We start from the raw sequence: 24,688 nt of genomic DNA, 5'->3' as shown, positions 1-24,688 counted from the left end.
AAGGACCCGAGGACGGGGCGCGGCCGACGGCGCCGGCTGCGCGGCTGGGGCGGGGTGAGCGCCATGGCCGCGGCCTGCGCGGTGACGGCGTCGCTGACCCTGCTGCCGCTGTCCCACGAGGGCGACGACGTCTTCGGCCCCCAGGTGACGGGGCCGGGCGCGGCACACGCCGTCCAGGCGCGGGCCGACTCCTGCACGGACCCCGAGGCGAGCCTGCGGCCGGACGCGGTGGACGGGGACGCGGTCAGGAAGATCAAGGAGCGCGGCAAGCTCATCGCGGGCGTCGACCAGAACAGCTTCCAGTGGGGCTTCCGCAACCCGGAGTCCGGGGACCTCGAAGGCTTCGACATCGACCTGGTGCGGGCCATCGCGAAGGACATCCTGGGCGACGGCGACAAGGTGATCTTCCGGGCGATCCCGACCAACCAGCGCATCGCCGCGCTGGAGAACGACAAGGTCGACGTCGTCGTGCGGACGATGACGATCAACTGCGCCCGGCTGAAGCAGGTCTCGTTCTCGACGGCCTACTTCCAGGCCGGTCAGCAGGTCCTCGCCGCGAAGGAGGACCACTCGATCACCGGGTTCAACTCCACGCTGGGCGGCAAGCGCGTCTGCACCGCCGAGGGCTCCACGGCGTACGAGGCGCTGGAGAAGGAGTCGTTCGGCTCGGTCTTCAAGGACGAGCACGACGGCACGGCGGCCGACGAGGACCAGCTCACGGTCCCCAACCAGCTGGACTGCCTGGTGCGGCTCCAGCTGGGCGAGGTCGACGCGGTCGTCACGGACAACGCGCTGGCCGCCGGCCAGGCCGCGCAGGACCCGGCCGTGGAGCTCAAGGGCGCCCCCTTCACCACCGAGTACTACGGCGTGGCCACGAAGAAGGGCGCGGACGACCTGGTGTCCCGGGTCAACAAGGTGCTGGTCGACTACCGGGCGGGCGGCGCGGACAGCCTCTGGATGAAGTCGTACCGCGAATGGCTGGAGGACGGCCTGCCGGGGATCAAGGCGCCGCCGGCGCCGAAGTACCGGGACTAGGCCCCCGCCCGCGGGCGGCACTGATCCTGCGGGGCCCCGGCCCGGCGGGGAGAGCGGAGAGGTGATCGATGGGCGTCGCTGGCCCCTTCCCCAGCTACGCGGCCCGGCCCCCCGGTCCGGTCATGGACCGGGACGAGGCCGACCGCGCGCTGGCCCGGCTCGGCGCGGAGCACGAGGCGATCGAGACCTCGCTCCTCGCCCTCCAGGACCACGCGGGCCGCCGGCTCCTGGAGGGCGCCGAGCTGTCCGGTGTCACCCGGGAGCGGTGGGCCGTCACGGAGCGGTCGGTCACGCTGCTGTGGAGCTACTTCGACGCGTACGCGGGTGTGCTGACCGAGGCGCGCGCGGTGCGGGCCAGACGCCGCCACCCCAACCGCGAGGACCTGGTGGCCCTGACCGAGCTGCTGCGCGGCCAGGGTGTCACCGTGGCGCACGGCGCCGCCGGGCACGACCCGTCGGTCTCCGGACCGGCCCGGCTCTCCGAGCGGTTCACGCTGGAGGAGCTGGTCTCCCGGATGAACGGGCTGTACGCGAGCGCCCTGGACATGGTCGTGGCGTCGGACTCCGTGTGGTCCGCGATGCCCGCGCGGATAGACCTCCTCGCCGCCGAACTGCGCCGCACGCACTCGCTGGCGCACTCGGTGGGCGTACGGCCCGGTGAGCATCCCGCGGGCGACGACCTGGAGGCGATCACCGAGGAGCTGGCCACGCTGCGGGCGCAGGTGATCGCGGACCCGCTGGCGTTCTGGCTGCCGGGGCCGGGGAGCGCGGCGCCCGGCGGCGGGCGCCCGGACACGACCCGCTACGACCGGGCGGCCCGCGCGCTGGACGAGGTGCGGCGCGAGGTCGAAGCGGTGCTCGCCGTGCGGCAGGACGCCGAGCAGCGGCTCGTGCACCTGCGCGACGTGCTCTCCCGGGCCGACCGCACACTGGCCGAGGCCCGGGTGGCGCGCGGCGAGGTCCTGGCCAAGATCGCCGCGTCCGAGGTGCCCGTGGTCAACGGCCCACCGACCGCGCTCCAGGAGCGTCTGGCCGCCGCGTCCGAGTACCGCAGGCACGCCCGCTGGCACCGCCTCTCGCCGCTCCTGGAGACCCTGGAGCGGGAGGCCGAGGAGGAGTTGCTGCGGGCCCGCGAGCAGTTGACGGCGGTCACCGCGCCGCTGGCCGTCCGGGCGGAGCTGCGCGGCCGGCTCGACGCGTACCGGGCGAAGGTGGCCCGCAACGGGCTGGCGGAGGACCCGGTGCTGATCGAGCGGTACGACGCGGCGCGCCGGATGCTGTGGAGCGCCCCGTGCGATCTGCGGGTGGCGGCGGGCGCCGTGCAGCGCTACCAGGACGCGGCGCTGGAACTGCTGGGCGGCCGGGGCGCACCCGGCCCGCAGGACCGGCGGGGGTATTCGTGAAAGGGCCCGGGGGGCGTACAGCGGGCATGAGCAGGAATGACGGAACGTCGAGGCCGCCGAGGCGGCGGGGCGAAGAGGGGGAACGAACATGAGTACGCAGTGCCAGCGCCCCGCGTGCGAGGGCAGTTACGAGGACATGGGCGGCGGTGAGCTGTACTGCGACACCTGCGGTCTGGCACCCGTGGTGTCGCCCAACGGCATGGTCAGCTCGCCGCCCACCGGCATCGCGGGCGGCGGCCGGGGCAGCCGGGGCAGCAACAGCGCCTCGGCGCGCAGCAGTTCACAGGCCTCGTCGCGGGCGTCCTCGCGGTCCTCGTCGCGTTCGTCGACCTCCCGGCGTTCGGTGTCGGGGCGGCTCTCGCGCTCGCTGTCGGGCACGACGACCTCGCATTCCGTCTCGGTGCGCTCCTCCGCCAAGTCGACCAACGCCTCGGGGCGCAACCGGCTGGGCGCGGGCCTGGTGCAGGTGCCGGACGTGCCGCGGCCCGATCCGCGTACGGCCGTGATGGAGAACCCGGAGGTGCCCGAGCGCAAGCGGTTCTGCTCGCGGTCGGACTGCGGGGCGCCGGTGGGCCGGTCCCGGGGCGAACGTCCCGGCCGCACCGAGGGGTTCTGCACGAAGTGCGGCCATCCGTACTCCTTCGTGCCCAAGCTCCAGGCGGGCGACGTCGTCCACGGGCAGTACGAGGTCGCGGGCTGTCTGGCCCACGGCGGTCTCGGCTGGGTCTACCTCGCGGTGGACAAGGCGGTCTCCGACCGGTGGGTGGTGCTCAAGGGCCTGCTGGACACGGGCGACCAGGACGCCATGGCGGCGGCGATCTCGGAACGGCGGTTCCTCGCCGAGATCGAGCACTCCAACATCGTCCGCATCTACAACTTCGTCGAGCACCTGGACCAGCGGACCGGTTCGCTCGACGGGTACATCGTCATGGAGTACGTCGGCGGCAAGGCGCTCAAGGAGATCGCCAACGAGCGCCGCACCCCGGCCGGGAAGCGCGACCCGCTGCCGGTCGAGCAGGCGTGCGCCTTCGGCATAGAGGCCCTGGAGGCGCTGGGTCACCTGCACAGCCGCAACCTGCTCTACTGCGACTTCAAGGTCGACAACGCGATCCAGACCGAGGACCAGCTGAAGCTGATCGACATGGGCGCGGTCCGCAGGATGGACGACGACGAGTCGGCCATCTACGGCACCGTCGGCTACCAGGCGCCGGAGGTCGCGGAGCTGGGCCCGTCGGTCGCCTCCGACCTGTACACGGTGGCCCGCACGCTCGCGGTGCTCACGTTCGACTTCCAGGGGTACACGAACGTCTTCGTGGACTCGCTGCCCGACCCGGACAACATCGAGGTGTTCCGGACCTACGAGTCGTTCTACCGGCTCCTGGTGCGGGCCACCGACCCCGACCCGGCCCGCCGGTTCGCCTCGGCGGCGGAGATGGCGGAGCAGCTGACGGGCGTGCTGCGCGAGGTGGTGTCCCTCCAGACGGGGCGTCCGCGTCCGGCGTTGTCGACGCTGTTCGGCGCGGAGCTGCGGGTCACCGACACGGAGCTGTTCGCCGACCAGGCGGACGAGGTGTCCCGGCTGGGCGCCCGGACCGCCGGCTCCGGCGGGCGCCTCGGCCGCCGGCGGGGCGGGCCGGACGCCCGGACGCCGTCCGCGCCCGCCGCGGTGACCCCGCCCGGGGGTGTGCCGGGGGCGCTGCCCGCCGGGCCTCCGCCCATGGCGCCCACCGGCGCGGCCCCGGTGCCCTCCGCCGCCACTCATGTCCGCAGCCCCGGCGGCGCGGGCACCGGCTCCGGGCCCCTGCCGTACGCACCCGCCGCGAGTGTCCCGGCTCCCCGGAGCCCGGTCCCCTCCCCCGGTGCCCCGCAGGCGCCGGCGGCCGGACGGGCGCCCCGGCTGGCCGGGCTCGACGTGCGGGTGACCTCGCTCGCGCTGCCCGTGCCCCGGGTCGACGCGAGCGACCCCAACGCCGGTTTCCTGGCCGGGGTGATGGCGTCGGCGCCGGCCGAGCTGATCTCCGCATTGCAGGCGGTGCCGGCCGCCTCGCTGGAGACCCGGCTGCGCGAGCTGCGCGCCTACCTGGAGATGCGGGACCTCGCCGCCGCCGCGAAGACGCTGGCCGCGCTGGAGGGGCAGCACGCGGACGACTGGCGCGTCGTCTGGTACCGGGGCCTCACCTCCCTGGTGACCGGCGACAACGAGAACGCGGCGCTGTCGTTCGACGCGGTGTACGACGCGTTCCCCGGGGAGCCCGCGCCCAAGCTGGCCCTCGGCATCTGCGCGGAGGTCCTGGGGCAGCTGGACAACGCCGCCGAGTACTACCGGCTGGTGTGGCTGACCGATCCGAGCTTCGTGAGCGCGGCGTTCGGCCTGGCCCGGGTGCAGATCGCGGCCGGCGACCGGAGCGCGGCCGTCCGGACGCTGGAGTCGGTGCCGGAGGCGTCGATCCACTTCACGGCGGCCCGGATCGCCGCCGTTCGCGCCCGGCTGCGTGAACGCGCCCCCGACGAGCCGCTGCTGGCGGACCTGATGGCCGCGTCGGCCCAGGTGTCGGGGCTCTCGGGGCTCGGGCTCGACGCGGTCCGGCGGGAGCGCCTGTCGGCCGAGGTGCTGGGCACGGCGCTCGACTGGGTACTCTCCGGTAGCCCTTCGGGGCCGCAGCCGGCCGCGCACGCCGGGCCGCACGGCCCGGGGACGCTGCTCGGCAGCGAGCTGGACGAGCGCGGACTGCGGTTCGGCCTGGAGCGTGCGTACCGGATGCTCGCCCGGCTCGCTGAGCCCGGCGCCGAGAGGATCGAACTGGTGGAGCGGGCCAACCGCTTCCGCCCCCGAACGTGGGTGTGAACATGTCGCAGAACCACCAGGAGACGGCCTTGCCGAGGTGCCCCGGCTGCGAGGAGCCGCTGGAGCAGGGCGACCTGTTCTGCGGTGCCTGCGGGTACGACCTGTCGGCCGTGCCCGAGCCGCCCCACGACCGCCCGACGGTCGCCATCGCCACGCCCGGCGCGGGTGCGCCGGACGCGGGCGCCCCTGCCGGGGTCCGCTACGACGGGCCGGACGCCGCCGGGGACTTCGAGCTCGCCGCTCCGGGTGCCGCGCCCGATCCCCGTACGTCCCCAGGGCCGGCGCCGGCCCAGGCGCCCGCCCCGGCCCCGGCGGCCGGGGGCAAGGTCTGCGTGGCCTGCAGGGCCGGGCGGGTCGACGGCGACGGTTACTGCGAGAACTGCGGCCACGCGCAGCCGCGCGAGCGCGACCACATGGAGAAGGAGCTGGGCGCGGTCGCCGCGGTCAGCGACCGGGGGCTGCGCCACCACCGCAACGAGGACGCGTTCGCGGTGTCGACGACCGCCCTGCCGGACGGCTCGGCGGCCGTCGTCGCGATCGTCTGCGACGGGGTCTCCTCGGCCAGCCGGCCCGACGAGGCGTCGGCGGCGGCGGCGAGCGCGGCCAACGCGGCCCTGCTGGAGTCCCTGCCGCGCGGCACGCATCCGCAGCAGGCGATGCACGAGGCGATCGTCGCGGCGTCGGAGTCGGTCAACCTGCTGGCCCAGCAGCCCGGTCAGAGCCCGGAGCGCCATCAGAACGCCCCGGCATGCACCCTGGTCGGCGCGGTCATGGCGAGCGGCCTGCTGGTCGTGGGCTGGGTCGGCGACAGCCGCGTGTACTGGGTGCCCGAGGACCGCGCCACCGCGCCCGCCCGGCTCACCGAGGACGACTCGTGGGCCGCGCAGATGGTCGCGACGGGCCTGATGAACGAGGCGGAGGCGTACGCGGACGAGCGCGCCCACGCCATCACGGGCTGGCTCGGCGCGGACGCCTACGAACTGGAGCCGCACACCGCCTCGTTCAAGCCGGACCGCCCCGGCCTGGTGGTGGTCTGCACGGACGGCCTGTGGAACTACGCGGAGTCCGCCGCCGAGATGGCGGCCGCCGTGCCCGAGGACGCCCACCAACGGCCGCTGCACGGCGCCCAGGTGCTGGTCGGCCACGCCCTCGACGGCGGCGGCCACGACAACGTAACAGTGGCCCTGCTGCCGTTCGCCGTGTCACCGCAAGGGGCAGGCTCCGCCTGATACGGGGCGGTTGATCCCTCCCCGACTTCGCTGCCTTTGTCCGTACCGCTGGCTCCGTCCGACGCGTGGAGCCTCAAGGAGCCGATCAGATGGCCAACTTCTCCAAGTCGAACGTGCCGCAGTTCTCCGTCGAGGTGTACCAGAACGAGTTCCTGCCCGAGGGCGGCCGTGAGGTCAACGGCATCATCACGGTCACCTCGACCGGGGGCGGCACCACCGGCGGCGTTCCGCTGGCGGGGTCGCCGGTGCCGGGGCAGGCGACCGGTGCCGCCGTGGTGATCATGGTGGACTGCTCGGGTTCGATGGACTATCCGCCGACCAAGATGCGCAACGCCCGTGACGCGACGGCGGCGGCCGTGGACACCCTGCGCGACGGCACCTCGTTCGCCGTGGTCGGCGGGACGCACGTGGCCAAGGAGGTCTACCCGGGCAACGGCCGGCTCGCCGTCGCCGACGCGCGGACCCGGGCCGAGGCCAAGCAGGCCCTGCGCCGGCTGAGCGCGGGCGGCGGTACGGCGATCGGGACCTGGCTGCGGCTGGCGGACCGGCTGCTCGGCGCCGCCGACGTGGACATCCGGCACGGCATCCTGCTCACCGACGGGCGCAACGAGCACGAGTCCCCGGAGGACCTGCGCGCCGCGCTGGACGCCTGTGCGGGGCGGTTCACCTGTGACGCCCGCGGGGTCGGCACCGACTGGGAGGTGAAAGAGGTCACAGCCATCGCCTCGGCGCTGCTCGGCACGGCCGACATCGTCGCCGACCCGGCCGGTCTCGCGGCGGACTTCACGCACATGATGGAGAACGCCATGGGCAAGGAGGTCGCGGACGTCGCGCTGCGGCTGTGGACCCCGGTCGGCGTGGAGATCATGTTCGTGAAGCAGGTCGCGCCGACGGTCGCCGATCTGACCGCCCGCCGCACCGAGGCGGGTCCCAGGGCCGGGGACTACCCCACCGGTTCCTGGGGCGACGAGTCCCGCGACTACCACGTGTGCGTCCGGGTGCCGGAGGCCGGCATCGGGCAGGAGATGCTCGCGGCCCGGGTCTCGCTGATCCTTCCCGACCCTGCGGGCGGGGCGCCGCAGACCCTCTCGCAGGGGCTGGTCCGGGCGGTGTGGACCGACGACATGGTGGCGTCGACCTCGATCAATCCGCAGGTCGCGCACTACACGGGTCAGGCCGAACTGGCACAAGTCATCCAGCAGGGGCTCGATGCCCGCAAGTCGGGAGACTTCGACGGCGCCACGGCCAAACTGGGCCGCGCGGTGCAGTTGGCGTCGGCGTCCGGGAACGAGGACACTGCGAAACTGCTTTCGAAGGTGGTAGACGTCGTCGACGCGGCGACGGGTACTGTGCGACTGAAGGCGAAGGTCGCGGAAGCGGACGAGATGACTCTCGAAACGCGCTCGACGAAGACGGTTCGCGTCAAGAAATAATCGGACAGTCACCACGATCAGCCACCCGCCGGTTCAGGTCCGCCGGGCGGCGGAGCACGACAAGTAACGGCCTGCGGGCCGGAGAAGGAGAGGGGGAAGCGCCGACATGCCGACCTGCCCGAACGGACACCAGTCGGGTTCCGAGGACTGGTGCGAGGTCTGCGGCCACCGCATGACCGGGGCGGGCGCGCCTGCGGGTGCGGTTCCCCCGCCGCCTCCCCGCCGCCCGCGCGCGGTTACGGATACCCCCAGCCGCACGACCCGGACGCGACGGCCCAGGCCGAGCTGTGCCCGCAGTGCCGCACGCCGCGTGAGGCGATGGCGCCGTTCTGCGAGGAGTGCCGCTGGAACTTCCTCACGAACACGGCCACGTCCTACACCCCGCTGGCCCCCCGGCACAACCTTCCGGGCGACCCCGGCCCCGCCGGCAGCCGGCCGCCGGGCTTCCCGGCCCAGCAGCCGCCGCCCCCGCAGCAGGCGCGCGACCCCTTCGACTACCAGGGCTCGCGGCCCTCGCAGATGAACCGGTCCGCCGAGCCCCTGTCCACGGGCCCGGGTCAGCCGGGTCCCCAGGGCCCGGGTCAGCCGCCGTTCGGGCAGGGCCCGCAGAGCACCCCGCCGCCGTTCCAGCAGGGCCCCCCGGGCCAGCAGCAGGGCCGGCAGGGACCGCCGCCTCCGCCCCCGTACCAGCAGGGGCCCCAGGGCGGCCCGCAGAGCCCGCCGCCGTTCCAGCAGCAGGGCGCGCCGCCCGCCTTCCAGCAGCAGACGGCTCCCCCGCCGGCCCCGCCGCGTTCCGACGGCGACGACTGGCTGCTGTCCCCGCCCTCGCAGCCCGCGCCGCAGCCGGACCGGGGCCCGCAGTCCCCGATGCAGCAGCCGCCGTTCCCGGGGCAGCAGGGTCCGGGTCCGCAGGGCCCCGGGCAGCCCGGTCCGGGACAGCAGCACGGGGGACCCGGTCCGCAGCACGGCCAGCACGGTCCCGGTGCGCACGACCCCGGTCAGCAGCACGGCCCGGGGCCCGGCCGGCCCCCGCTGTCCAACAACTGGACGGCGTTCATCGCGCCCGACCGTGAGTACTTCCTGGCGATGATGCAGCGCAGCGGCCCCGAGGCCACCGGGCTCAACCTGCCCGCGTACTCCCCGGAGCAGCAGCTCGCGCTCACCGGCAGCCAGATCACGATCGGCCGCCGCCGGCACAGCACGGGCGAGTCCCCGGACATCGACCTGTCGGTGCCGCCGGAGGACCCCGGCGTCTCCCACCAGCACGCCGTGCTGGTGCAGCAGCCCGACGGCAGCTGGGCCGTGGTCGACCAGAACTCCACGAACGGCACCACGGTCAACGGCTCCGAGGATCCGATCCAGCCCTACGTCCCCGTCCCGCTCCAGGACGGCGACCAGGTGCACGTAGGTGCGTGGACCACGATCACGGTCCGCCGGGACTGAGCACCGCGTACGGCGAAGCGGCCGGTGGAGGGGGTGCCCCCGCCACCGGCCGCTTCGGCGTACGGTAGTTCGTACCGCGAATCTCCCGTCCCGGCGGGCCCGCACCGCTCCCGGCTGCCATATTCTGTTCACATGCGAAAGGCAGAGGACGGCCAGATGGGGATCGCCACCGCATTGGTGCGCTCCGCATTCCTGGTGAATGCCGTGTACGCGGATTCCGGCCGCGAACACGGAATCACCGCCCAGCAGGGCCAGCTGCTCTGCGTGCTGATGCTGAAGCCGTACGGCATGCGCGAGCTGGGCACCGTACTCGGTCTGGCGAAGTCCAGCCTCACCGGCCTCGTGGACCGGTGCGTACAGCGCGGCCTGGTGCGCCGGGAGCCGGACCCGGAGGACGGGCGCGCGGTGCGGGTCGCGCCGACCGAGGCCGGGAGCGCGCTCGCCGAGGAGTTCTACGCGGAGACCTGCCGGCGGGTCGAGGCCCTGGCCGAGGGCCTCGACGACGCCGACCGCGAGGTGCTGACCGGGCTGCTGGGCCGCCTGGTCCTGGAGAACAAGGTGCCCATGGTCTTCCGCGAGTCCTGCGAGAACGCCCCCACGGCCACCCCCGGCTGCTGAGGGCGGCCCCGGCGCGGCCTCAGCGCGTGATGCCGAACAGCTCGGCGAAGCGCCCGGTGAACAGGTCCTTCCCCTTGTACGCGCTGACCTCCTCCGCGGACAGCAGCACCGGGCCGCCCGGCGCAGGCACCTGCCCCACCCCGCCGCCGGGCCCGAGCGGGAGCAGGGCGGAGCGGACCGGGGACGGCAGATAGACGGCCGCCGGCTCCTCCCCGCGGACCTGGGCGAGGACGTTGGCCGCCACCACCTCGGCGTGCTTCATGGCGTACCCGGCCATCTTGGCCTCGGCCAGGTCGGTGAGGTCGCCGAGGGCGTAGATGTGGTCGTGGCCCAAGACGTTGAGCCGCTCGTCGACCGGGACCCGGCCCTGCTCGTCGCGGACGGCGACCCGGCCGTCGGCGAGGTAGTCGCCGTTGGAGCGCACGCCGTAGCAGCGGAACCAGATGTCGGCCGCGATCCGCTCGCCGTCGGCGGTGGCCGCCGTGAACGGCTCCAGCCGCCCCGGGACGGCCTGCGGCTCCTCGGCGAGCGCGGTGCCGAGCCGCAGCTCGACGCCGAGCGCGTCGAGCTGGCGCAGCAGTTCCTCACGGACCTCGGGCAGGAAGCCCGGCAGCAGTTCGCCGGCCGGGTCGGTGATGACCACGTGCTTCTCGGGCCAGACCGCCTTGATCTCGCCGGACAGCTCCAGACCGACCGGTCCGGCGCCGGCGATCAGGACCCGCCGCGCGCCGGCGAGTTCCTTGTGCGCCTCGCGTATCCGGGCCAGCGCCTCGTCGGCCAGATCGGTGTCCGTCTTGGCGGGGAAGGGGTAGTCCGAGCCCGTGGCGAGCACCAGGTAGTCGGCGGCGACGTGCTCGCCGTTCGCCAGGGTGACCCCGCCCGGGTCCAGGGCGACGGCCCGCTCGCGGCGGACGGTGCCGCGCTTCAGCAGGGTGTCGTACGGGAAGAAGATGTTCTCCGCCCAGTCGGGCCTGACCAGCGCCCGCAGGGAGCCCGCCGCGTGGACGAATGCGTCCCGGGGGTCGACGAGCACCACATCGGTTTCCTCGTCGAGCGCCTTGGCGACGGCCGAGCCGCCGTATCCCCCGCCGATGACCACGACGGTGCGATTCACTGTTCCGTTTGCCATGCCGGCCTCTTTCCTGAATGACTCACACGCATTTACACATCACTTCATTCGTTGCACGAACCATAGTAGTTCGCACAACGAACTGACAAGACGGAATGAGGGGATGCGGAGAAGATCCCCGGCGCCCGGGGCGCGGCGCGTCTGCGACCATGGACGGGTGACTGAGAATCCGCGCGACACGGTGCAGGAGCTGACCTTCTACGAGCAGGTCGGCGGCGAGGAGACCTTCCGGCGCCTGGTCCACCGCTTCTACCAGGGCGTCGCCGACGATCCGCTGCTGCGGCCGATGTACCCGGAGGAGGACCTCGGGCCGGCCGAGGAGCGGTTCGCGCTGTTCCTCATGCAGTACTGGGGCGGTCCGCGGACCTACAGCGACCGGCGCGGGCACCCCCGCCTGCGGATGCGGCACGCGCCGTTCCGGGTGGACCGCGCCGCGCACGACGCCTGGCTGCACCACATGCGGACCGCCCTGGACGAGCTGGGCCTCGCGCCCGAGCACGAGCGGCAGCTGTGGGACTACCTCACCTACGCGGCCGCCTCAATGGTGAACACCGACGGCTGACCCGCGGTCACGGACTGCCGATATCCGTGCGGAATCCGGTACTCCACGGCCGGATACCGGTCACGAATGCATCAAGTTGTACCCGTAAGCGGTTTCCACGAGCACCGGCGGTCTGACAGCATCCAGGCAACGCCGGGGGGCGCGCATGGGGTGAGTGGGGACTGGGGGACAGGTGACGGGGTTCGTCTTTCTGCGGGTGAGGGCGCACCGGCTCCTGCTCGCCGCGGCCGTGCTGGCCGTGCTCCTGACCACCTCGGTCCTGGCCGCGCTCACCGCCTTCTCCGGCTCCATCGGCGACGCCGCGCTGCGCCACACGCTCACCCACCGCTCCGCCGTCCCCGCCTCGCTGGTGGTCTCCGCGCAGCTGGAGCCGGACGAGCGCGAGCCGGCCGACGCGGCGGCGCGCGAGGCCGCCCGCGACACGTTCGACGGCCTGCCGGTGACCGTACGGAAGCTGGAGGCGTCCGGCCCGTACGCGCTGCCGCGCAGCCTCCAGGCACCCGCCGCCCGGCGCGGTGACCCGGACCTCACGCACTTCGCCTCGCTGGACCGCAGCCGCGTCCGCCTCACCGCCGGCCGCATGCCCGCCGCCGGGGCGGGGAAGAGCGGCAGCCCCGTCGAGGTCGCCCTGCCCGCGACCGCCGCCGAGGCGCTGTCGCTGAAGCCCGGCGCCCGGCTCAAGGTCACCGACCGGCTGGGCGGCAAGCCGGTGACCATCGAGATCACCGGGCTCTACAAGGCCGCCGACCAGGCCGACCCGTACTGGCAGCTCGACGCGCTCGGCGGGCGCGGCGTCCGCAAGGTCGTCTTCACGACGTACGGTCCGCTGCTCACCGACCCCGCCGTTCTCGGCTCGGGGCGGACCAGCGCGGGCGAGGTGTCCTGGCTGGCGGTCGCCGACTTTAGTTCGGTCACCACGGACCGGATGGCGGACCTGCGGCACGCGGCGACCACCGGCCCGAAGAAGCTGCTGGCCGCCCCCGGGTTCGAGGACGGAGGCAGTGCGCAGACGTCGCTGCCCACCGTGCTCGAACAGATCGACCGCGCCCTGCTGGTCTCCCGCTCCACGCTCACGATCGTGGCCGTACAGCTGGTCCTGCTCGCCGGGTACGCCCTGCTGCTCGTTGCCCGGCTGCTCAGCAGCGAGCGCGCGGGCGAGACCGAACTGCTGCGGGCGCGCGGCGGTTCACGGGCCCGGATCACCTGGCTCGCCGCCGCCGAGGCACTGCTGCTCGCGCTGCCCGCGGCCGTCGTCGCGCCGCTGCTCGCGGGCCCGCTGACCCGGCTCCTGGCGAACCGCGGCGAACTCTCCCGGATCGGGCTCCGCCTGGACACCGGTGTCACCGGACAGTTGTGGCTGATCGCCGCCGTCACCGCGCTGGCCTGCGCCCTCGCCGTCGTGGCGCCCGCTCTGGCCGCCAGTGCCGGGAGCCGGCGCGCCACGCGTTCCGCCGCGCTGCCCGGCCCGGTGCGGGCGGGCGCCGACCTCGCGCTGCTGCTGGTGGCCGCGGTGGCGTACTGGCAGCTGGACCGGCAGACCAAGGGCTCGGGGGGCGGCGCGCTCAGCGGCGACCGCTCGGGCGGGCTCGGGATCGACCCGCTCCTCGTCGCCGCGCCCGCGCTGGCGCTGCTCGCCGGCACCGTACTGACGCTGCGTCTGCTGCCGCCCGCCGCGCGGCTGGCGGAGCGCCGGGCGGCGGGCGGCCGGGGCCTGGCGACCGCGCTGGCGGGCTGGCAGTTCAGCCGCCGGCCGCTGCGGGGGGCCGGACCGGTGCTGCTGCTGGTCCTCTCGGTGGCGATGGGCATGCTCGCGATCGGGCAGAGCGCGTCGTGGAACCGCTCGCAGAGCGACCAGGCCGACTTCAGGTCCGGTGCCTCGGTCCGGATGACCGGCGGTATCAACGGGGACCCGGAGAAGTCGGGGGCGTACGGTCAGCTGCCGGGCGTGCGGGACGCGGCGCCCGCCTTCCGCACGACGCTCGACCTCTCCGGCGGGCGCACCGCCGACATCCTCGCGCTGGACACCGCGCACGCCGGCGAGCGGATGCTGATGCGCGACGACCTCGGCGCCGGCGCCACCGCCCGGCTGTTCGACTCCCTCGCCCCGAAGGAGGCCGCGCGCCCCGGGCTCACGCTGCCGGCGAAGAGCACCCGGCTCCGGTTCGACCTGGCCCTCTCCGCGCCCGCCGCCCCGCACAAGGCCTCGCCCTCGGGCATGGGCCCGCAGCTCACCGTCCTGCTGGAGGACCGCTACGGCCTCCCGTACCAGGTCGTCGCGGGTGCCGTGCCGGTGGACGGGAGGAAGCGGCCGTTCGAGATCAAGGTCGCCGCGGCCGGCGGTCTCGCCGTGACCGGCTTCGAGCTGGACGACAAGCAGCCCGTGGACGACGGCGAATCGCATCGGCTGGCCGTGACCCGTCTGCGCACCGTCACCGAGGGCGGCGCCGAGCAGCCGGTCCCGGTGCCCGGCGGCTTCCGCTGGCGCGCCGCCGTCTCGGCCGACTCGCTCGGCGAGGTCCGGCCCGGCGCCGCCGCCTTCCCCACCGCATCGGACGCCACCCCGCTCGGCCTGGACTACCTCACCGGCTCGGTCACCTCCGAGGACGCGGTGTACTCCATCCCCGGCCTCAACGTGCGGATCACCGCGGAACGGCCCAAGGCACCGGCCGTGATCCGGGCGGTCGCCACGGACGCCTACCTCAAGGCGACCGGGGCGCGGACCGGGCAGACCGTCGACGTCACCCTGGCCGGCGAGCGGGTCCGGGTGAGGATCGCCCGGACCGTGCACCGGCTGTCGACGACCGGACCCGGCGGCTCCGCCGAGACCACCACGGAGTACCGGCGGGCCAAGGACGGCGGGGCGCTGCTGCTCGACCTCCGGTCGCTGGGCCAGGTGTTCGCCGACCGTCCCACCGCCCGGCTCTCGGTGACCGAGTGGTGGCTGAGCACCGCGCCCGGCCGCACCGCCGAGGTCGCCGCCGCGCTGCGCGCCCTGCCGGACACCGACCCGGCCCAGGTGCTGGTGCGCGACGAGGTCGCCGACGAACTGGTCAGCGACCCGCTGGGGGCCGGCCCGCAGTCCGCGCTCCTGGCGGTCGCCGTGATCGCCGCGGCCCTGGCGGCGGTCGGCTTCGCGGTGGCGGCGGTCGGCTCGCAGCGGGAACGTTCCGCCGAGTTCGCCGTGCTGCGGGCGCTCGGCACCCCGCGCCGCCAGCTGGCCCGGATGACCGCGGCCGAGCAGGGCGTCCTGATCGCCATCGCGCTGCTCGTCGGCGGCCTGCTCGGGGCGCTGCTCACCCGGGCCGTCGTCCCGCTGATCGTGCTGACCGGGCAGGCGGCCCAGCCGGTGCCCCCGGTCCTCACGCACCTGCCGGCCGGGCAGGTCGCCCTGCTGCTGGCCGGGGTCGCCGCGCTGCCTCTGCTCATCGTCGCGGCCCTCGCCCTGCGCCGGGCCGACCCCGCGATATCGCTGCGCCACCAGGGGGACCACTGACATGAGCCCGCGTACGAGAACCCCCCGCGTGTCGGCCGCCTGCGCCCCCTGGGTGCGCACCCGGCTGCGGACCGCGCCCGGCGCGTCGGCCGCGTTCGCGCTGCTGGTGCTGGTGACGGCGTTCCTGGCCGCCGCCTTCCCCCGGGCCGTCGACCGCTACGAGGGCCAGGGGCTGCGCCACGACCTGGGCGTCGTCGAACCGAGGCGCGACGTCCTGGAGGTGAGCGGCCCGCAGCCCGGCCTCGAACTCCCCGTCCGGGCCCGCGAGAAGGCGGTGCGCGGCGCCACGATGGGCGCGGCCCAGCGCCGCATCCTGCGCACGCTTCCCGACCCGGTACGGGCCGACGCCGCCCAGTCCGCGTATGGGGTCAGGACCTCGAAGGGCATCCCGGCGTCGGAGACGTGGTTCCCCCGCCCCTACGGCCTCGACCCCTCGCTCACCTATGTCACCCAGTCCGGGCTCGCCGACCACGCCGTCCTGCGCACGGGCTCCTGGCCGAAGGTCCACGGCAAGGTGACCATGCGGACCCGCGAGGTCGAGGCGGCCGTCACCGAGGCGACCGCGAAGGCCCTGCACATCGAGCGGGGCGCGACCGTCGCCGTCCCGACCCGGGGCGGCGGGACGCTGACCGTACGCGTCACCGGCATCGTCGCCCCGAAGCAGCCCGAGGCGTCCTACTGGTCGGCCGAGCAGCTGCTGCGCACCCCCTCGCTGGTGCCGATCCCCACCAAGGAGACCCCGCGCTACTACTGGACGGCCGCGCTGCTGCTGCCGCCGGACGCCGCGCCCGCCCTGCTCTCCACCACCGGGCAGCCCGAGGTCTACTGGCGGCTCGCGCCGGACGGCTCCGGCCTCACCTCCCGTGACGTGCCCCGGCTCCGCACGGCGATCGCGTCCCTGGAGGGAGGACCCGGGCTGCTCGCCATGCGCGAACTGGCCGGGGACACGGTCACCGTCACCACCGACCTGGACGAGGTCCTGGCCGCGTACGAGGACATGCGCGCGGCGATCGAGCCGGTCGTCACGGTCGCCGCCGTCGGCATCGGGGCCGTCGCCGCCGTCGTGCTGCTGATGACGGGCGGCCTCGTCGCCGGCCGCCGGCACGCCGAACTCGCCCTGCTGCGGGCCCGGGGCGCGTCCCTGACCGGCATCGGGGGCCGGCTGCTCGCCGAGACCGCGGTGACGGCCGTGCCCGCCGGCGCCCTGGGGCTGCTGCTCGCGGTCCTCGCGGTGGGCGAGGCCCGGCTGTGGCCGGCCACGGTAGGGGCCGGCGCGGTCGTCGTGCTGGTCTGCGCCGCGCTTCCGCTGCGCACGGCCCTGCTGCACCGCAGGCACCGGGCGCACGGGGAGCGCGACGACCTCGCGACCGCCCGCCCCTCGCGGCGGCGCACCGTCGCCGAACTGACCCTTCTGGTGCTGGCCGTGGGCGCCGTCGTGGCGCTGCGCCGGCGCGGTACGGACAGCGAGGGCGGCACCGACCTGCTGGTCAGCGCCGCACCCGTGCTGGTCGCCCTGATCGCCGCCGTCGTCCTGGTCCGGCTCTACCCACTGCCGCTGCGGCTCGCGCTGCGCTCGGTGTCCCGGCTGCGCGGTGCGGTCGGCTTCCTGTCGCTGGCCCGCGCCGGCCGCTCGTCCGCCGCCGGCACCCTGCCCCTGCTCGCCCTGCTGGTCGCCCTGACGACGGCGGCGTTCGGCGGCTCGGTGCTCGCCGGGGTCGCGGACGCCCGGGACGACGCGGCCGTGCTCGCCACCGGCGCCGACGCCCGGATCAGCGGCCAGGGGGACGCCGTACCGTTGCCCGCAGGACTGATCCGCGCGGCCGGGGAGGCGGACGGCGTACGCGAGGTGGTGCGGGCCCAGATCGAGTACGGGGTGGCGCTGCCACCTGCGGCGGACGGGGCCGAGGACGCCAAGGGCGCCACGCTGATCGGCGTCGACCCGGAGGCGTACGCCCGGCTGGCCCGTACCGTCGGCCTCGGCACCTTCCCGGCGGACCGGCTGAAGGCCACCGGCGCGCGGCCCGTGAAGGGCGAACCGGCCGACAGGGAACGGGTTCTGCCCGTGCTCGCCTCGCCGTCCGTCGCCCAGCGGCTCGGCAGCCGGCCGCAGGACCTCCAGTCGCTGGCCGGGGACTTCCGGGTGCGGCTGGCCGGCACGGTGACGCGCACCCCTGCCGTCACCGACTCCTCGTTCATGATCGTCGACGCCTCCGCCCTCACCCACCGGCAGACCACCGCGCTGCTGCTCACCGGCGACCACCTGGACGCCCGCGCGCTGCGGGCGGCGGCCACGAAGGCCGGCGAGCACTTCTCCGTACAGCTGCGCTCCGAGGAGCGTGCCGCGTACGTCGACACCCCGATGCAGAACGGCGCCGAGCAGATCTATCTGGCGGCGATCGCGGCCGGCGCCGGGTACGCCCTGCTCGCCGTCCTCCTCTCGCTGCTGCGGACCGCGCCGGAGCGCACCACGCTGCTGGCCCGGCTGCGCACCATGGGCCTCACCTCCCGGCAGGGCGGGCGGCTGCTCGGCTTCGAGGCCATGCCGCAGGCGCTGCTCGCCGCCGTGGGCGGGCTGCTCGTCGGCCGGGCCACCATCGCGCTGCTCGCGCCGGGCATCGACCTGACGCACCTCGCGCTCTCGACCGGTCCCGGCTCCGGTCTGCTGGACACCGCACCGCTGCGGACCGACCCGTGGTCCCTGGTCCTGCCGGCGCTGGGCGTGATCGTGCTCGCCGCCGCGGTGGCCGGTGTGCAGGCCTGGTGGACCGGCCGCCGCGGATCGATCACCGAACTCAGGGCAGGAGACTCCCGATGACGACGCCGTCGACCGATTCCACGCTGGCGGAGCTCGAACAGCGGGCCACCGCCCGGCGCGACCGGCCCTCCTACGGGCACGACGCACTCATCGCCTGCGACCGCCTGGTCCGCATCTTCACCACGGACGGGGTGGAGGTGCAGGCCCTCCAGGGCCTCGATCTGCTGGTTCAGGAGGGCGAGTTGCTGGCCCTGGTGGGCGCCTCCGGCAGCGGCAAGTCCACGCTGATGAACATCCTGGCGGGGCTGGACGAGCCCACGGCCGGGGCGGCGAAGGTGGCGGGCTGCGATCTGCTGTCCATGGGCCAGAAGGAACGGCTCCGCTACCGCCGGGACGTCGTCGGCTTCGTCTGGCAGCAGACCGCCCGCAACCTCCTGCCGTATCTCACGGCGATCCAGAACATCACGCTGCCCATGCAGCTGCGTGGGCGCGGCCGGAGCCGCGAACGGGCCGCGCGCGCCGAGGCGTTGCTGAAGATGCTGGAGGTCGAGGACTGCCGCGACCGGCGTCCGCAGCAGATGTCGGGCGGCCAGCAGCAGCGGGTGGCCATCGCCGTCTCGCTCGCCAACTCCCCCTCGGTGCTGCTCGCCGACGAGCCGACCGGCGAGCTGGACTCGGCCACCGGCGAGCAGGTCTTCGCCGCGTTCCGCCGTGCCAACGAGGAGCTGGGCACAACCATCGTGATCGTCACCCACGACCAGGCCGTCGCCGATGAGGTGCGCCGTACGGTCGCGATCCGCGACGGCCGCACGTCCTTCGAGGTGCTGCGCCGCACCGAGGTCGACGCGGCGACCGGCCAGGAGTCCCAGGTGGCCCGCGAGTACGCGATGCTCGACCGCGCCGGCCGGCTCCAGCTGCCCGCCGACTACACGGAGGCGCTGGGCATGGAGCACCGCGTGATGCTGGAGCTGGAGCAGGACCACATCGGGGTCTGGCCGGACGGGCGCGGTCCCGGGACGGAATGACGGCCCCCGGGATCCGTCCGTGACCCCCCGTTAGGATCCGGCCATGACGACGTTCGAACGCGAGATCACCGAGCCGGTCGACCTGTGCCTGCCCGACGGCCGCCTCGACCCGGCGGCGGCCGGCTGGTCCCGGGTGCCGCTGCACCGCGCCAATCTGCGCGGCTGGGGCCGCACGAAGCGGTGGGAGTACTGGTGCGTGACGACGCCCACCCATCTGGTGGCACTGACCGTCAGCGATCTCGACTTCCTCGCGCTGAACAGCGTCTACCTGCTCGAATACGCGCCGGGCGGGCTGGAGATGGAGCGTACGGCGATCATCCCCGGCGGCCTCGGTGTCCACCTGCCCGACACCGTGGCCGGTGCCCCCGGCTCCCCGGACGTGGTGACCGGGCCCGCGCGCCCCACGGGCGGCAAGGTGCGCGTGGAGATCCGCGACGAGCCCGGCGGCACCCGGCTCAGGGCGCGCTGTCTGACCCCGGAGCGGGTGCCGGTGGAAGTGGACCTCCTGGTCGCCCGGCCGGCGGGCCACGAATCGCTCTCCGTGGTCGTCCCGTGGAACAGCCGGTGCTTCCAGTACACCTCCAAGCAGACCGCGCTGCCCGCCTCCGGCCAGGTCAGGATCGGCGGGGAGTTCCTGGACTTCGACGGGGACGACACCTGGGCCGTCCTGGACCACGGCCGGGGCCGCTGGCCGCGTACGGTCGACTGGAACTGGGGCGCCGCGTCCGGCCGCACCGACGGGCACACGGTGGGGCTCCAGCTCGGCGGGCGGTGGACGCTGGGCACCGGGTCCACGGAGAACGCCCTGTGCGTGGACGGCCGGCTCAGCAAGGTCGGCGAGGAGCTGGACTGGCGCTGGTCGGCATCGGACCCGATGGCCCCCTGGACGATCCGCACCCCGCTGACCGGTCAGATCGACCTGACCTTCACCCCGTTCCACAACCGCCGCACCCGCACCGAGGCCGGGCTGCTCGCCAACCGCACCGACCAGTGCTTCGGCCACTACGACGGCCGTGTCCGCGCCGACGACGGCACGGAGATCGCGGTGGAGCGGCTGCTGGGCTGGGCGGAGGACGTGCGCATGCGGTGGTGAGGGGCGCGCGGGGTCTCAGCCGTTGACGGAGACCGCGAGGTTCCCCAGGCCGCCCGCCGCGCCGGCCCGGCGCAGGGCGATGGAGCCGTACGGGGTGCGCAGGCGCAGCCAGCTGCCCGCCGTCAGGAGGGCCACCGGGAAGTCGGGGGCGGCGCGCAGGAAGCCGAGGGACTGCGCGGCGTGGACGGCGCGCAAAGGGAGTTCGGTGTCCGCGAGGGTCCGCGACCAGATGTCGTGGCCGATGCGGTCCCGCTCGGCCCGGGTGCGCCGCTCCTCGGGCAGGGCCTCGTCGCGGGCCCGGAATTCCGTGACGGCCGCGGTCAGCGCGGCGCGCAGGGCGGCGGGGCCGGGCAGCCCCGGCCGTTCGGTCCAGCCGCCGCGCGGCGGGAGGACGCCCGCCCAGGGCGGCCCGGTCACCGGTGAGGGCAGCGTGCCCGTAGCGGCGTCCGGCCCCTCGGCGGGCAGGGTCTCCAGGAGATCGCCGGCCGACACCGTGACGTCGATGTCGTGCGCACCGGCCAGCCGCACCGCGCGGATCGCCAGCACGTCGAAGGACGGCGGCCTGCCGAACACGGCGAGCGCGCCGCCGCCCGCCTGGAGGCGTACGGCGGCGGCACGGTCGTAGTGGAGCAGCCGTCCGAGGAAGGCCGCGAGATCCGCGGCCTCCCTCGCGTCGGCGAACCGCAGCGACTGCACGGACACGGTCATACCGCGGCGGGCTCCTCGGCCAGGTACTCCTGGAGGAACAGCTTCTCCTCGGCGGAGATCCGCCGGGGGCGCTCCGCCGCCAGGTCGTAGGGCACGACGACGGTCGAGGCCCGTACGTAGACCTGGTCGGGGTCCTTGATCTCGTAGGCGATCGTCAGCGACGCGGCGCCTATCTTCGTGACCCAGGACTCGACGGTCACCGGCCGGTGCCGGTGGACCAGCGGCCGCACGTAGTCGATCTCGTGCCGCGCCACCACGGAGCCGCCCGCGAAGGACGGCGAGCCGTCCCCCGGCGCCAGCCGGAACATGAAGTCGATGCGCGCCTCCTCCAGGTAGCGGAGGAAGACCACGTTGTTGACGTGGCCGAAGGCATCCATGTCCGACCAGCGCAGCGGGCAGCTGTAGATATGACGAGCCAAGACGATCAGCCTCGCGTGAGCTTCTTGTACGTGGCGCGGTGCGGGCGGGCCGCGTCGGCGCCGAGACGGTCGATCTTGTTCTTCTCGTACGACTCGAAGTTGCCCTCGAACCAGTACCACTTGGAGTCGCCCTCGTACGCCAGGATGTGCGTGGCGACGCGGTCCAGGAACCAGCGGTCGTGGGAGATGACCACGGCCGCACCGGGGAACTCCAGGAGGGCGTTCTCCAGGGAGGACAGGGTCTCGACGTCGAGGTCGTTGGTGGGCTCGTCGAGGAGCAGCAGGTTGCCGCCCTCCTTGAGCGTCAGCGCCAGGTTGAGGCGGTTGCGCTCACCACCGGAGAGGACACCGGCCGGCTTCTGCTGGTCCGGGCCCTTGAAGCCGAACGCGGAGACGTACGCCCGCGAAGGCATCTCGACCTGGCCGACGTTGATGTAGTCCAGCTCGTCCGAGACGACGGCCCAGAGGGTCTTCTTCGGGTCGATGTTGGCGCGGGACTGGTCGACGTAGGAGATCTTGACCGTGTCGCCGACCTTGATGGAGCCGCTGTCCGGCGTCTCCAGGCCCTGGATCATCTTGAACAGCGTGGTCTTGCCCGCGCCGTTCGGACCGATGACGCCGACGATGCCGTTGCGGGGCAGCGTGAACGACAGGTCGTCGATGAGGACCTTGTCGCCGAAGGCCTTCGAGAGGTTCTCGACCTCGACGACGATGGAACCGAGCCGCGGCCCCGGCGGGATCTGGATCTCCTCGAAGTCCAGCTTCCGCATCTTGTCCGCCTCGGCGGCCATCTCCTCGTAACGGGCGAGGCGCGCCTTGGACTTGGTCTGGCGCCCCTTGGCGTTCGACCGCACCCACTCCAGCTCTTCCTTGAGCCGCTTCTGGCGCTTCTCGTCCTTGCGGCCCTCGACCTTGAGGCGGGCGGCCTTCTTGTCGAGGTACGTGGAGTAGTTGCCCTCGTAGGGCAGCGCGCGGCCGCGGTCCAGTTCGAGGATCCACTCGGCGACGTTGTTCAGGAAGTAGCGGTCGTGGGTGACGGCGACCACGGCGCCCGCGTACTTCGAGAGGTGCTGCTCCAGCCAGTTCACCGACTCGGCGTCGAGGTGGTTGGTGGGCTCGTCGAGGAGCAGGAGGTCGGGCGCCTCGATGAGGAGCTTGCAGAGCGCGACGCGGCGCTTCTCACCACCGGAGAGGTTGGTGACGGGCCAGTCGCCGGGCGGGCAGCCCAGGGCGTCCATGGCCTGCTCCAGCTGGGCGTCCAGGTCCCACGCGTTGGCGTGGTCCAGGTCCTCCTGGAGCTTGCCCATCTCGTCCATGAGCGCGTCCGAGTAGTCGGTCGCCATCAGCTCGGCGACCTCGTTGAAGCGCTTGAGCTTGCCCATGACCTCGGCGGCGCCGTCCTGGACGTTCTCCAGGACCGTCTTCGACTCGTCGAGCTTCGGCTCCTGCATGAGGATGCCGACGCTGAAGCCGGGAGACAGGAACGCGTCACCGTTCGACGGCTGCTCCAGGCCCGCCATGATCTTCAGCACCGTGGACTTACCGGCGCCGTTGGGCCCCACGACACCGATCTTCGCGCCGGGCAGGAAGTTCAGGGTGACGTCATCGAGGATCACCTTGTCGCCGTGCGCCTTGCGCGTCTTGCGCATGGTGTAGATGAACTCAGCCAAGAGAAACCGTCCGGCAATCGATGTGTGGGCAGATACACCCCATCTTGCCTGACGGCCGCCTCTTGACGGAAACCGGTCCGGTGCGCGATACGCGCGATCCCGGGTCGCGGTACGCGCGGGCGGGACGGGGTGGTGCGGCCGGGGTACGCGAAGGCCCCGGCGGGCCGAAGCCCGCCGGGGCCTTGATCAGTGCGTGTGACGGTGTGCTACCGCTGGTCACTCACTGGCGGTGCGGCCCTTGCGCCGCAGGAGGACGACGGCGCCGCCGCCGACGACGACCAGGGCGATGGCGATGCCCGCGATCATCGGGGTGGCGCTGGAGCTGCCGGTCTCGGCGAGGTTGGTGTCGCCGCCCGTGCTGCCGCCGGCCGTGGCCGTGGTCGTGGTGGGCTTGTCGCCACCGGTCTGGGTGTCGGTGCCACCGGTGCTGCTGCCGCCGGTGCTGCTCCCCGTGGTCTTGCAGTCCAGGACGCCCTTGAACGTCTTGGAGAAGCCGCCGGGGCCGGTGACCGTGACGTCGTACGCCTGGTCCTCGGCGACGGGCACGGTGACGGTCACGGTCTTGCCGGCCTCGACGGTGTTCTCCTTGCCGGCGAGGTTGAAGGTGAACGCCTCGTCGCCCTGGTTGCCGACGGTGATGTCGACGCCGCCCTTGGAGCAGTTCTTCTCGGCGGTGGCCGTCGGGATCGGGCCCTTCTTGGCCCAGCCGGCGGTCGCGGTCGCGGAGACCGTGGAGTCGCTGGAGCCGGCCAGGATCTGGGTCTGGCTCTTGGTGACCCCGGCGAAGGCGCGGCCGACCGGGACGGAGGTGGTGGCCTGGACGCTCAGCGCGGCGGTGCCCTCCTCGGAGCCGGCGGGCACGTCGAAGTAGAGCTGGTCGCCGTCGGACGCCGTGGTGACGGGCTTGCCCGCCTTGTCGGTGACCTTCACGCCGCTGGCGAGGTCCGCCGGCGGGGTCACCGTGGCCTGGCCGGCGTTGGTGTGGACGGTGACCGGGCCGAGGCGCTCACCGGAGCGGCCGGAGACCGCGACCGGGTCGAGCGCCAGGGACGCCTTGGGCTCGGCGGTGACGGTGGCGGACTTCTCCAGCCAGTCCGCGAGCTTCTCCGCCTGCTCGTCCTGGGCGGTCACGTCGGCGTGGTCGGAGAAGCGCCAGATCGCGACCTGGGTGCCGGCCGCCGCGGTCTTCTCGGTGAGCGTGCCGGTGCCGGCCGCCTCGGCGAGCTTCGAGAGGTCGTTCACCTGCGGGTAGGAGTGCTGGAGGATCCAGAGGATCTTGCCGGCGTCGTTGTTGCCGCCGAGCGAGGTCTGGCCCCAGGGGGTCTCCAGGTACTTCGCCCGGTCCTGGGTCGGGTTGTGAATGTCGATGCAGTACGTCTTGAGCGTGCCGCCGCCGTCGACGTTCATCTCGAACAGGCCCGCCGACACCTTGCGCTGCTTGCCGTTGTCATTCAGGAGCGCGGTGTCGTAGGTCTTCAGGCCGTCCAGCACGGCGGTCGCACCGCCCTGGTGCGCGGGCACCTCGTCGGCCGCCGCGCTGCCCGCGCCGACGAGCGCGCCGGCCATAACCAGGCCGGACGCCAGCGCCGAGGCGGTCAGCCGGGCTATGCGCCCACGCCGTGCGCCAGGGGCCGTCGTCGTGGATGACGAAATGGTCGCTGAAGAAGCAGAAAACACTGATGTCCCCTCCGGGCGAGACCCTCGCGCCCGGTACGCGTGTGGGGATTGTCCCGCCTGCTTACTCAAGTGCCTTGTGAGTACGGGGAGATCCTATGGAGCAAGCCAAGGAGAGTCCCCCGTCATACCATCCGACAACCATTCCGAATCG

16 protein-coding genes and 1 pseudogene are annotated in these 24,688 nt (G+C 73.7%); 12 read left to right on the top strand and 5 right to left on the bottom strand.

The window, feature by feature from the left end:
- Nucleotides 1-63 precede the first annotated feature (63 nt).
- From EAO73_RS17355 to EAO73_RS17325, 7 genes and pseudogenes are all read left to right on the top strand, one after another.
- Nucleotides 64-1,035: a glutamate ABC transporter substrate-binding protein gene (locus EAO73_RS17355; protein WP_147973498.1), complete on the top strand. Its 972-nt coding sequence runs from the start codon at nucleotides 64-66 to the stop codon at nucleotides 1,033-1,035.
- 68 nt (nucleotides 1,036-1,103) lie between these two features.
- A complete protein-coding gene (locus tag EAO73_RS17350; RefSeq protein WP_147972460.1) occupies nucleotides 1,104-2,438 on the top strand; it encodes a hypothetical protein in 1,335 nt (444 codons plus the stop codon).
- An 88-nt stretch (nucleotides 2,439-2,526) separates the two neighbouring features.
- A complete protein-coding gene (locus tag EAO73_RS17345) occupies nucleotides 2,527-5,283 on the top strand; it encodes a tetratricopeptide repeat protein (protein WP_147972459.1) in 2,757 nt (918 codons plus the stop codon).
- A gap of 2 nt (nucleotides 5,284-5,285) precedes the next feature.
- Nucleotides 5,286-6,512 carry a PP2C family protein-serine/threonine phosphatase gene (locus EAO73_RS17340; RefSeq protein WP_191134119.1) on the top strand — a complete coding sequence of 409 codons (1,227 nt, stop codon included), beginning with the start codon at nucleotides 5,286-5,288 and terminating at the stop codon, nucleotides 6,510-6,512.
- 89 nt (nucleotides 6,513-6,601) lie between these two features.
- Nucleotides 6,602-7,945: a vWA domain-containing protein gene (locus EAO73_RS17335; RefSeq protein WP_147972457.1), complete on the top strand. Its 1,344-nt coding sequence runs from the start codon at nucleotides 6,602-6,604 to the stop codon at nucleotides 7,943-7,945.
- Nucleotides 7,946-8,051: 106 nt separating this feature from the next.
- Nucleotides 8,052-9,388 (top strand): annotated as a pseudogene (locus tag EAO73_RS17330) (FHA domain-containing protein).
- A 156-nt stretch (nucleotides 9,389-9,544) separates the two neighbouring features.
- Complete coding sequence (locus EAO73_RS17325) at nucleotides 9,545-10,006, top strand: MarR family winged helix-turn-helix transcriptional regulator (RefSeq protein WP_147973497.1); 462 nt, start codon at nucleotides 9,545-9,547, stop codon at nucleotides 10,004-10,006.
- A 19-nt stretch (nucleotides 10,007-10,025) separates the two neighbouring features.
- Here EAO73_RS17325 and EAO73_RS17320 read toward each other — a convergent pair whose 3' ends face one another.
- Nucleotides 10,026-11,135 (bottom strand): NAD(P)/FAD-dependent oxidoreductase, encoded by a 1,110-nt coding sequence (locus tag EAO73_RS17320; RefSeq protein WP_147972456.1) that lies wholly within the window; start codon nucleotides 11,133-11,135, stop codon nucleotides 10,026-10,028.
- A 157-nt stretch (nucleotides 11,136-11,292) separates the two neighbouring features.
- Between EAO73_RS17320 and EAO73_RS17315 the strand changes: the two genes are divergently transcribed.
- The 5 genes from EAO73_RS17315 (at nucleotide 11,293) to EAO73_RS17295 (ending at nucleotide 20,063) form a co-directional block, all read left to right on the top strand.
- Nucleotides 11,293-11,697, top strand: coding sequence for a globin (locus EAO73_RS17315; RefSeq protein WP_147972455.1), 405 nt, complete (start codon nucleotides 11,293-11,295; stop codon nucleotides 11,695-11,697).
- A gap of 172 nt (nucleotides 11,698-11,869) precedes the next feature.
- Nucleotides 11,870-15,190, top strand: a complete 3,321-nt coding sequence (locus tag EAO73_RS17310) for an FtsX-like permease family protein (protein WP_147972454.1) — start codon at nucleotides 11,870-11,872, stop codon at nucleotides 15,188-15,190.
- Between the two features lies 1 nt (nucleotide 15,191).
- Entirely contained in the window at nucleotides 15,192-18,005 is a 2,814-nt protein-coding gene (locus EAO73_RS17305; protein WP_147972453.1) for an FtsX-like permease family protein, read from the top strand.
- A complete protein-coding gene (locus EAO73_RS17300) occupies nucleotides 18,002-18,970 on the top strand; it encodes an ABC transporter ATP-binding protein (protein WP_147972452.1) in 969 nt (322 codons plus the stop codon). The genes EAO73_RS17305 and EAO73_RS17300 overlap by 4 nt, the downstream gene beginning before the upstream one ends.
- Nucleotides 18,971-19,013: 43 nt before the next feature.
- Complete coding sequence (locus EAO73_RS17295) at nucleotides 19,014-20,063, top strand: DUF2804 domain-containing protein (RefSeq protein ID WP_147972451.1); 1,050 nt, start codon at nucleotides 19,014-19,016, stop codon at nucleotides 20,061-20,063.
- A gap of 15 nt (nucleotides 20,064-20,078) precedes the next feature.
- Here the strand turns inward: EAO73_RS17295 and EAO73_RS17290 are convergent, their stop codons facing one another.
- The 4 genes from EAO73_RS17290 to EAO73_RS17275 all read right to left on the bottom strand — a co-directional run bounded on the left by EAO73_RS17290 (nucleotide 20,079) and on the right by EAO73_RS17275 (nucleotide 24,537).
- Complete coding sequence (locus EAO73_RS17290; protein WP_147972450.1) at nucleotides 20,079-20,771, bottom strand: hypothetical protein; 693 nt, start codon at nucleotides 20,769-20,771, stop codon at nucleotides 20,079-20,081.
- Nucleotides 20,768-21,190, bottom strand: a complete 423-nt coding sequence (locus EAO73_RS17285) for an acyl-CoA thioesterase (RefSeq protein ID WP_026242659.1) — start codon at nucleotides 21,188-21,190, stop codon at nucleotides 20,768-20,770. Before EAO73_RS17285 ends, EAO73_RS17290 begins: the two co-directional genes overlap by 4 nt.
- Before the next feature lie 5 nt (nucleotides 21,191-21,195).
- Entirely contained in the window at nucleotides 21,196-22,860 is a 1,665-nt protein-coding gene (gene ettA, locus EAO73_RS17280) for an energy-dependent translational throttle protein EttA (RefSeq protein ID WP_018518113.1), read from the bottom strand.
- A gap of 216 nt (nucleotides 22,861-23,076) precedes the next feature.
- Nucleotides 23,077-24,537 (bottom strand): LAETG motif-containing sortase-dependent surface protein, encoded by a 1,461-nt coding sequence (locus EAO73_RS17275; protein WP_191134118.1) that lies wholly within the window; start codon nucleotides 24,535-24,537, stop codon nucleotides 23,077-23,079.
- Nucleotides 24,538-24,688 lie beyond the last annotated feature (151 nt).

The sequence above is a fragment of the Streptomyces sp. col6 genome, assembly GCF_008042035.1.
In the GTDB taxonomy this organism is placed as follows: Bacteria; Actinomycetota; Actinomycetes; order Streptomycetales; family Streptomycetaceae; genus Streptomyces.
The sequence above is the reverse complement of the archived record's forward strand: the minus strand, read 5'-3'. Positions and strand labels throughout refer to the sequence as shown.